Below are 7717 nucleotides of genomic sequence, written 5' to 3' on the forward strand. Positions count from 1 at the left end.
CAAAGGTACGTAAAACGTGGGCATAGGCGCTACAAAAAAATCATTCAGTTACTATTGCTATGAGTTGTGCCATTGTTGGTTTAAGTCGTTGAGCTTACTATTATCAACCTAAGTTACTGGATGATTCGGTGATTGTTTCGGTGTTGAATGCTATCACAGACCGACATTTACGCTGGGGCTTTCCTAAGTGTTTTAATCGAATCAGAAAGCTGGGATATCGTTGGAATCATAAACGTGTTTATCGGGTGTATTGTGAGTTAAAACTGAATCTTAAAACCAAACGAAAACAATGAATTCCACCTCGGGAGCCAGAAAAGTTATTGGTTCCCAATAAACAAGGTGAATGTTGGTCAATGGATTTTACGAGTGATAGTCGTTGCAATCAACGTCGTTTTAGAGCCTTCTGTAAATACCCCAAACTTAGTACACAACTCACGTAGAAAATTAAGCTGCCTGTTTTAGTGTTTTATACTCAAGCGGTGTCATGTTATTTCATGCCTCATGTGGTCTTTCGGTGTTATAAATCGTTAACCCTTCTTCGGTTATTCTCCTTGCTTGCGCTAAGTTGTTAAAAAGATATAAATCGAGTACTTCAGTACGATAGGTACGATTAAATCGTTCAATATAGCCATTTTGATAAGGTGTTGCTTATACAGATAAGCATACCAAAGATCGATCTATTGGTATGCTTATTTTTAAGCTTTTTATTTTATAACTTTAATGCTTGAACGCTTTGTACTAGATCAGCAAGTTGTGTAACAATTTGAGCTCCTGTATTAGCTTCATCGCCACCAAGTGCTTTATTGCGCACAAAGTCGGTTTTAATTTGCTGCCAGCGTTTTGTCTGTTCTTCGGTAAGTACATTACGGATTTCTGCCAATTTTAATAAATTTTCTTCTGCTCCATTAGTAAGCAATTGTGCTTCTCCAAGGTAGTGATCTTCAATAATCTGATTAAGTTCTTCATCATTCATCACTGAGGATATTTTTTCCGCAAGTTTATTCATATTACGGTAACTACCTTGCAACTTAAATGGAGGTTCGGTTCGATATTTATCAGATTGTGCCGCACTAATAATGTATTGTTGATTAACTTTAAATACTACTTCACGAACTTTTAATAGATGACGAAGTACGGCAACAATTTCATTAATTTCGGCTTGGCTATAAGCATAACTAAGCTCGTTAGTGTTAAGTGGCTTTCCTTGCGCATGATCGATTAATAGATAAAGATCATTAAGATCGCGTAAGGCAAGAGGGGAAAGGATAGGATTGGATGTTAAGCAGTTTTCAATATAGCTTGATGCAAATACTTCATCCATTCCGCCAAGCACTTCCCCTAAATTATAAATATCTGCACGGTTAGCCAACATGTCAGGAATTTTAAAAACTTCACCAGATTCGGTATAGGGGTTACCAGCCATAATTACGCAGAATTTTTTGCCACGAAGATCATACGTTTTGGTTTTTCCTTTCCAAACCCCTTCAATGCGCCTAGAGCCGTCACATAGTGAAATAAATTTTTGTAAAAACTCAGGGTTGGTGTGTTGGATATCATCAAGATAAAGCATAACGTTGTTACCCATTTCAAGTGCTAAGTTAAGCTTTTCAAGTTCTTGACGGGCGGTTGCATTTGGTGCTTGCTCAGGATCAAAAGATAACACACTATGCCCTAACGCAGGTCCATTAATTTTCATAAAAATTAAACCAAGTCGGTTGGCAATATATTCCATTAAGGTTGTTTTACCATAACCTGGAGGGGATATGAGTAATAATAATCCCATTAAATCGGTACGACGGCTTTCTCCTACAGTTCCCATTTGTTTTGCCAAGTTATCACCAATAATTGGTAGGTAAACTTGATTAATGAGTTTATTACGTACAAATGAACTTAATGGTTTTGCTTTAAATTCCTCAAGATGTAAAAAATGACGTTGTTCTTCTAAAACTTCTTGGCGAAGCATTTGGTAATGCTTAAATTCTGGAATTACTACACGCGATTGTTTACGCATACGACTGAAGAAGTCATCTAGATTTATATTTAATTGCCCTTGCTTAATGCTTGGGTGTTCGCCTAATAGATCGTTAACGGTAATATCAAGGTCAATTTCGCTAATTGTTGTGGTGATGCCATTTTCTCTATCTAAAATACATAGCATAGCTGCTTCAGCAATATAAGCTACAAATTTTTGATACTGGGGTAGGGTGCATAGACCTTTAAACCAACTTTCGATTAGATTCCAACGATCTGCTAGTCGTGTCATCAGGCTTATTTGTGATTGATTAAAGTCCACCCACATGTGAGATTGCTCTAGTTGCGTTTTTAATCCTTCAAACAATATTTGGCTATATTTACTTAATGTAAATTGTTGCGGTGTTTCGGCTAATATATAGCTTAAATATTCGGATGCTTGTTTAACATGATAATTATCATGTTGTATTGGATATTTTTGTAGAAATAAACTGAGTTCTTCAAATATCTCTGTACGAAGATTTTTTAAGCCTTCTTCATGCCCAAACAGTGAGTAAATATCTAGACAGGTTTTAGCGCGTTCAGGCCATAACTTAGCGATGTCATTTTTTTGATTATAATGCCAATAAAGCATAGCTAGACTGCGTGCTAAAGGATTATAACGTAGTAAGCCTGCTATCTCACCTAGTGGAATAATTTTTAATAATATTTTTACAGCATCATGATCGTGAATGCCTTTTTCATAGCCTTCTCGATATCGTATTGCTGCATAATCACGAACAGTTTTATTCAATAGTTCAGGTTGATTTAATTGCGTAGTTAGTTTTTCATAAGTTAATTCATCATCTTTTTTTAATGCAGAATTAATGATTGAATAAGCAAGATATTCTGCACGATAGACTGTAGGTGATTCTGATTCTAATGAAATTGTCCAAAATGGTTTGTAGCTTTCTAGTTTAGGATGTTCTATTTTTTCTTGATAATCGGTACCAGTTAATTGTAAATATAGGTGGCCTGCTTTAGGTACGACTGTTAGATCAAGTTCCTGTGTATTGACACTAAACTTATGTCTTGGCCCAAGCTTTATGATATTACCGCCTGATTCAAAAATCTCTGATTTATCACGTAAAGCGCGGATTGCTTGATCTTGTGCGCTTTTGAATCGGGATTCAATATCGTCTGCTTTAACATTATCAAATAGTGCTCTTAGTTTTTCGACGATTTCACGAATTTTTTGGGCTAAAGGATCTGCAACAAAAAAAGCATTGAGTTCTGTTTGGTCTGAAAACTTTGCGGTTCTTCTTGGTATGCTATCTAAAATTCGTTGCGCTGCGGTCTGTAGTGCTTCACTGCGTCTAGCTCTGTCTTCTAGAAGCGCTTGCTTATGTGTTTCAAACGATTCTAATATTTCTTCACGTTTTGCTAAGATATCATTTAAAAACTCTTCACTTTCGCTAAATTGATTTTCCAGTTCTTCTAATTGAACTAACAGCCTAGAAAGCTCATCTTCACATTTTTCAGGCGTTGTAGCAAGTCCTAGTGCATTAGCTATACTTTGACTAAATAGTTTGAATTGAGCGCCAAATTGGGCGATCATTTCAGTACTCGAAAAATTTTTTCGGTTTTGATTTATTCTTGCTTTGGTTTGATTAAGTTTTGAATAAACTTCTGCAATTGATTCAATGATTTTTGTTTGCAATGTAACATCATCAAACTTTAATGATGCCATTAATTGCGATAGCATATCTAAATCATTAGACATATCATCAGCCATTTTTGTTGGCTTACTGAGTTTTGCGACAGAATCTGCTTTCGCAATGTCATTTTCAATGTCATCAATTTTTGATATGAATGGCTCTAAGGCTTGTTCACTACCTAGAAATTCTGCTGTGGCTAAATAAACGATAGATTGGCGTTTTTTAAGTTCATCTTCCATTATATCGATTTGATCTAAATCGATATAACGGTAAGTTCTTAAAGTGACAAGACTACCCAATTGCATTTTGATTGCATTCAGGGCATCGACATATTCTTGGGTTTCTTTCCAACTATCAGGATATAATTTTGCTAATAGATCTTGTTGATTTGAAATCGCTTCGCGCATGGCGCTATTTGATTGGCGGCGTATACTTTCAACTTTTTCATATTCATCAAGCACTAATTCGCTTGTTTGCGAAATATTACGAAGAATTGGTGTAAAAGGTAAATTTTTCTCGTCATTTAGCCAAAAGTAGGTATCAAAAAGTTTTTTAGTGTCTTCACTTAATTTGCCGTATAGCTGGGATGATACTGATTGGTTGTCAATTTCGCGAGCAATAAAATAAAGATCTGATATGCCTCGAACTAGTTCAGCATTACCTATTCTACCTAAAAAGCTATTATTTGTTGGTTGTTTTGCAGCAAATTCATCACTATAAAATGGTGTTTGCCATATTTGCATTGGATGGACCCGAGTTGGTTCATTACTTTCTCCCTCAAACACAACCATTCTACCATCTTCAAAAACTGCATAACCATGACCTAAAATAGGGCTATTGAGTTTACGCTCAATCATATTATAGTTAAATAATGCTAATCGACCAGATGTTGGATCATAAAATATATATAAAACATCTTCGCCATTAGGTGAACGTCTGATACGTCTAAAACGCATTCCTGACATTGATTGATCAAATGTTTTATATTCGCCATTTTGTAAATAGTAGCCACCAGGGAAAATAATTCCATGATCTTCTGGGAGTTGGATACAAGCTTGACCAATAAAATCAATTCGTTGGACTTGTTGTGTTAGCGTATTATAGACTAAGTACCGCCAATTATCTTCACGATAAGGTAATACTTTTAGTAGAATTAGTGATCCTACTTTAGCATATTCTATTTTAGCGTCATTAATGGATTGATTTTTATCGATGACATCTTCGCGGTAAATTCCAAGCCCATCGTTAGTGTTATTTTCACATTTTATTGTTAAATCACCACCAATGGTTTCAACAAAAATAGTATCTAACACGTTAACATGTGGAAATCGCCCATTAATAATATTTTCACGTGTGGTCTCTTGCCATTCAAAATCATAAGCAGGTGGAAGAGCTATATCTCGTTCACCACGGTTATCTATATAATTAATATTTTTTTTATCGGTTGATATAGACCACCGAAAAACGCGAATATCACTTACCCGTTCACCAATTTGGAAACTAGCTAGTAACTTACCATCACGTTCAACAAGTTGTAATAACTGAGCATTTTTATAATAAGTATAAAGTTCATTAAAATCTTGAACAAATCGATCAATGTTTAAGAAGGTATCAGAAAGAGCAACAGGATCTGCTTCGTAATTACCATCACGGTCGATAAGCTGATAAAGAGAAAAGACATCTTCAATTTTGGTTTCTTTTTTTAACCCTAAAAAAACGTTATAGCCAAATAATAGCCAATCACCAAAACGAACAATATCTCTTGCTATACAGTTATTTTCAGTTCTTATACGAATTCGCGCGGTAATTGACATATCGCTTTTACCGAATTCAGAAAGCCGTTGTTGATTTAATGTTTCTGTTTTTTGGTTAAGCTCTTGCCCTAATGATGTTAGACGTTTACGAAGAATTTCATAAGCACCGCCTTCGGCAACTGCTTTATCTAATGTTGTTTGTTTTTCAATATCTTGTTGTATTTCTGACATTTTTAACTCATTATGATTATACAGAAAAGCTTATTGTTTTCGGTAGAAACGTATTATCTACCGAAAACAGATGATAGCGATAAGCCAAATTAATAACTATCGAAGAACATGTTCATTATTTATTGTCATTTTCTGTAGATAGAAATTGTTTTGCTAGTGCTTTTAAATCAGTATTTTGCAATGTTTCTTTTAGATCAACATGCTTATCGCCTGATAAGCGTGATAACACTGATTGCAACGCCGATTGAAGAACAGGGCTTTGATTAACTGTTCCTTCAATAGCTTTACCAACACTAATTGCTTTAGAGAAGCTGTTAAAGAAGTTATCGTTACCGCCCACAATTTCGATATTGGCTTTACTAAATGCTGCAGCAAGAACATCTGCTTGCTCTCTTGCAATTTCTTTATTGGCAGTAATAGCAGCCATAGCTTGTTCAAATCCTTTTTCCAGTGCCAAACGGAATTCCTCATGGTGTTGAGATTGTTCGCTCATTGTGCCCATAGCTTGGAATTTCTCAACTAAACCACTAGCTTCAGCTGTTAAACGTTCACGTATTACTAGTGCTTCAGCAAGACCTTGCTCTTTTGTTGCCGATGCTTTAGCTAAACCGATTCGTTCATCACCACGAGCTTGTGCTGAAAGTTTTTCTTCAAGTACTTTCGCTTCTGTTAAGCCTTGTTTCTCGATTGCAACAGCTTTAGCTTCAATGACTTTTGCTTCTGATAATCCTTTTTCTTGGTTACCTTTTGCTTCTGCTAATAAAGTTTCTGCTGTGATATTTGCTTTGACTAATCCTTCTTTCTCTTCAGCTTCTGCTCGTGCTTTACGTACTTTTGCTTCAGCAAGACCAATTGCCGCTTCTTCAGCTTCAATACCTTGTGCTAATTGTTTTTTCGCTTCGGCTTGCTTAGCTGCTGCTTCAAGTTCAGCTTGTGCCATTGTGCTAATTTCAATAGCGCGGTGTTTTGATGCTTGTTCGTCAGCTTCTGCTTGCTTAACTTGCTTGACTAACTCTTGTTCAGCTCTTGCTTCTGCTTCAATAATCGTTGTTTGTTTTTCACGATCTGCTTTTGAAACTTCACGTACTTCTTTAATGTTTTCTTCTTCGACTGCAACTGTTTTTTCAACAGCAACACGTTCTCTTATTACATTGGCAATAAGCTTTTTTTCTTCTTCAAGTACTTTATCTTTTTCAATACGTTGCAATTCAACCTCGCGTTCACGAGCAACAATTTCAAGTGAACGTGCTCTTTCAACTCGCTCTTCTTCTATTGCAATAGCTCTTAAGCGGTTTTGTTGTGCAACTTCGACTTCACGTAAACGATTTTCTTCTCGTACTTCAATTTCTTGTTGTGATTGAATTCTAGCTTGTTCTGCTTTCAAACGCTCTTCTTCTTGTACTTTTAGCGTTTCAGCCGCTTCACGTGCTCGAATTGTTTCTATTTCTCTTTTTTGTCTTGCTTCAGCATCTGCTTGTTGTCGTTCAAGTTCAAGTTTTGCTTCAATTGTTTCGGTATCTTTCTTTTTTAATGCGAGTTCAAGATCTCTTTCTCGTTTGTTAGTTTCATCTTTATGAACAGCTGTAATGGATGTAATTTTATTAATCCCTTCAGCATCAAAAATATTATCAGGATCAAGAGATTTTATTGGCGTTTGTTCTAAATAATCGATAGCAACATCTTCTAAAGCATAACCATTTAGATCCTTTCCGATAACATCAATAATGCGTTCACGAAAGTTCATGCGATCTTCAAACAGTTTTGATAACTCGAATTGTTTCCCGACGGTTTTTAGCGCTTCTGAAAATTTTGCACTAAAGAGTGAACTTACTGCTTTTTGATCTGAAGCTCTATCTACACCAATAGATTTAGCTACTTTTAACACATCTTCAGTCGTTTCGTTAACGCGTAAATAAAAAGCAACACAGATATCTGCACGTAAATTATCTTTACAAATTAAACCATCTTTACCACGACGCTCTACATCAAAAGTAATCAATGAAATTTTCATAAATTCTTTTTTATAGATAACAGGGTAAACTAAGGCCCCTGTAAAGTGCACTT

At 35.7% G+C, this 7717-nt stretch carries 3 protein-coding genes and 1 pseudogene; 1 reads left to right on the forward strand and 3 read right to left on the reverse strand.

Features of this window, described 5'->3' with window-relative positions; genetic code table 11:
- Window positions 1-128 precede the first annotated feature (128 nt).
- On the forward strand, window positions 129-293 hold the full coding sequence (locus A9G42_RS13385; RefSeq protein WP_176700860.1) for an IS3 family transposase: 165 nt from the start codon (window positions 129-131) through the stop codon (window positions 291-293).
- Between the two features lie 199 nt (window positions 294-492).
- Here the strand turns inward: A9G42_RS13385 and A9G42_RS13390 are convergent.
- The 3 genes and pseudogenes from A9G42_RS13390 to A9G42_RS08675 form a co-directional block, all read right to left on the reverse strand.
- Window positions 493-642, reverse strand: a pseudogene (locus tag A9G42_RS13390) (integrase core domain-containing protein); the annotation flags it as partial.
- 67 nt (window positions 643-709) lie between these two features.
- Window positions 710-5653, reverse strand: a complete 4944-nt coding sequence (locus A9G42_RS08670; RefSeq protein WP_065653208.1) for a DNA repair ATPase — start codon at window positions 5651-5653, stop codon at window positions 710-712.
- 115 nt (window positions 5654-5768) lie between these two features.
- Window positions 5769-7717: hypothetical protein (locus A9G42_RS08675; protein ID WP_065653209.1), on the reverse strand; the 1949-nt coding region annotated here is incomplete at its 5' end.

Origin of the sequence: Gilliamella sp. Nev6-6, assembly GCF_001690605.1 — a bacterium.
Lineage (GTDB): Bacteria > Pseudomonadota > Gammaproteobacteria > Enterobacterales > Orbaceae > Gilliamella > Gilliamella apicola_C.

Bases quoted from the DNA above. Each gene is read 5' to 3' on its own strand.
- A9G42_RS08670 (WP_065653208.1), bottom strand. From the start codon at position 5,653: ATGTCAGAAATACAACAAGATATTGAAAAACAAACAACATTAGATAAA.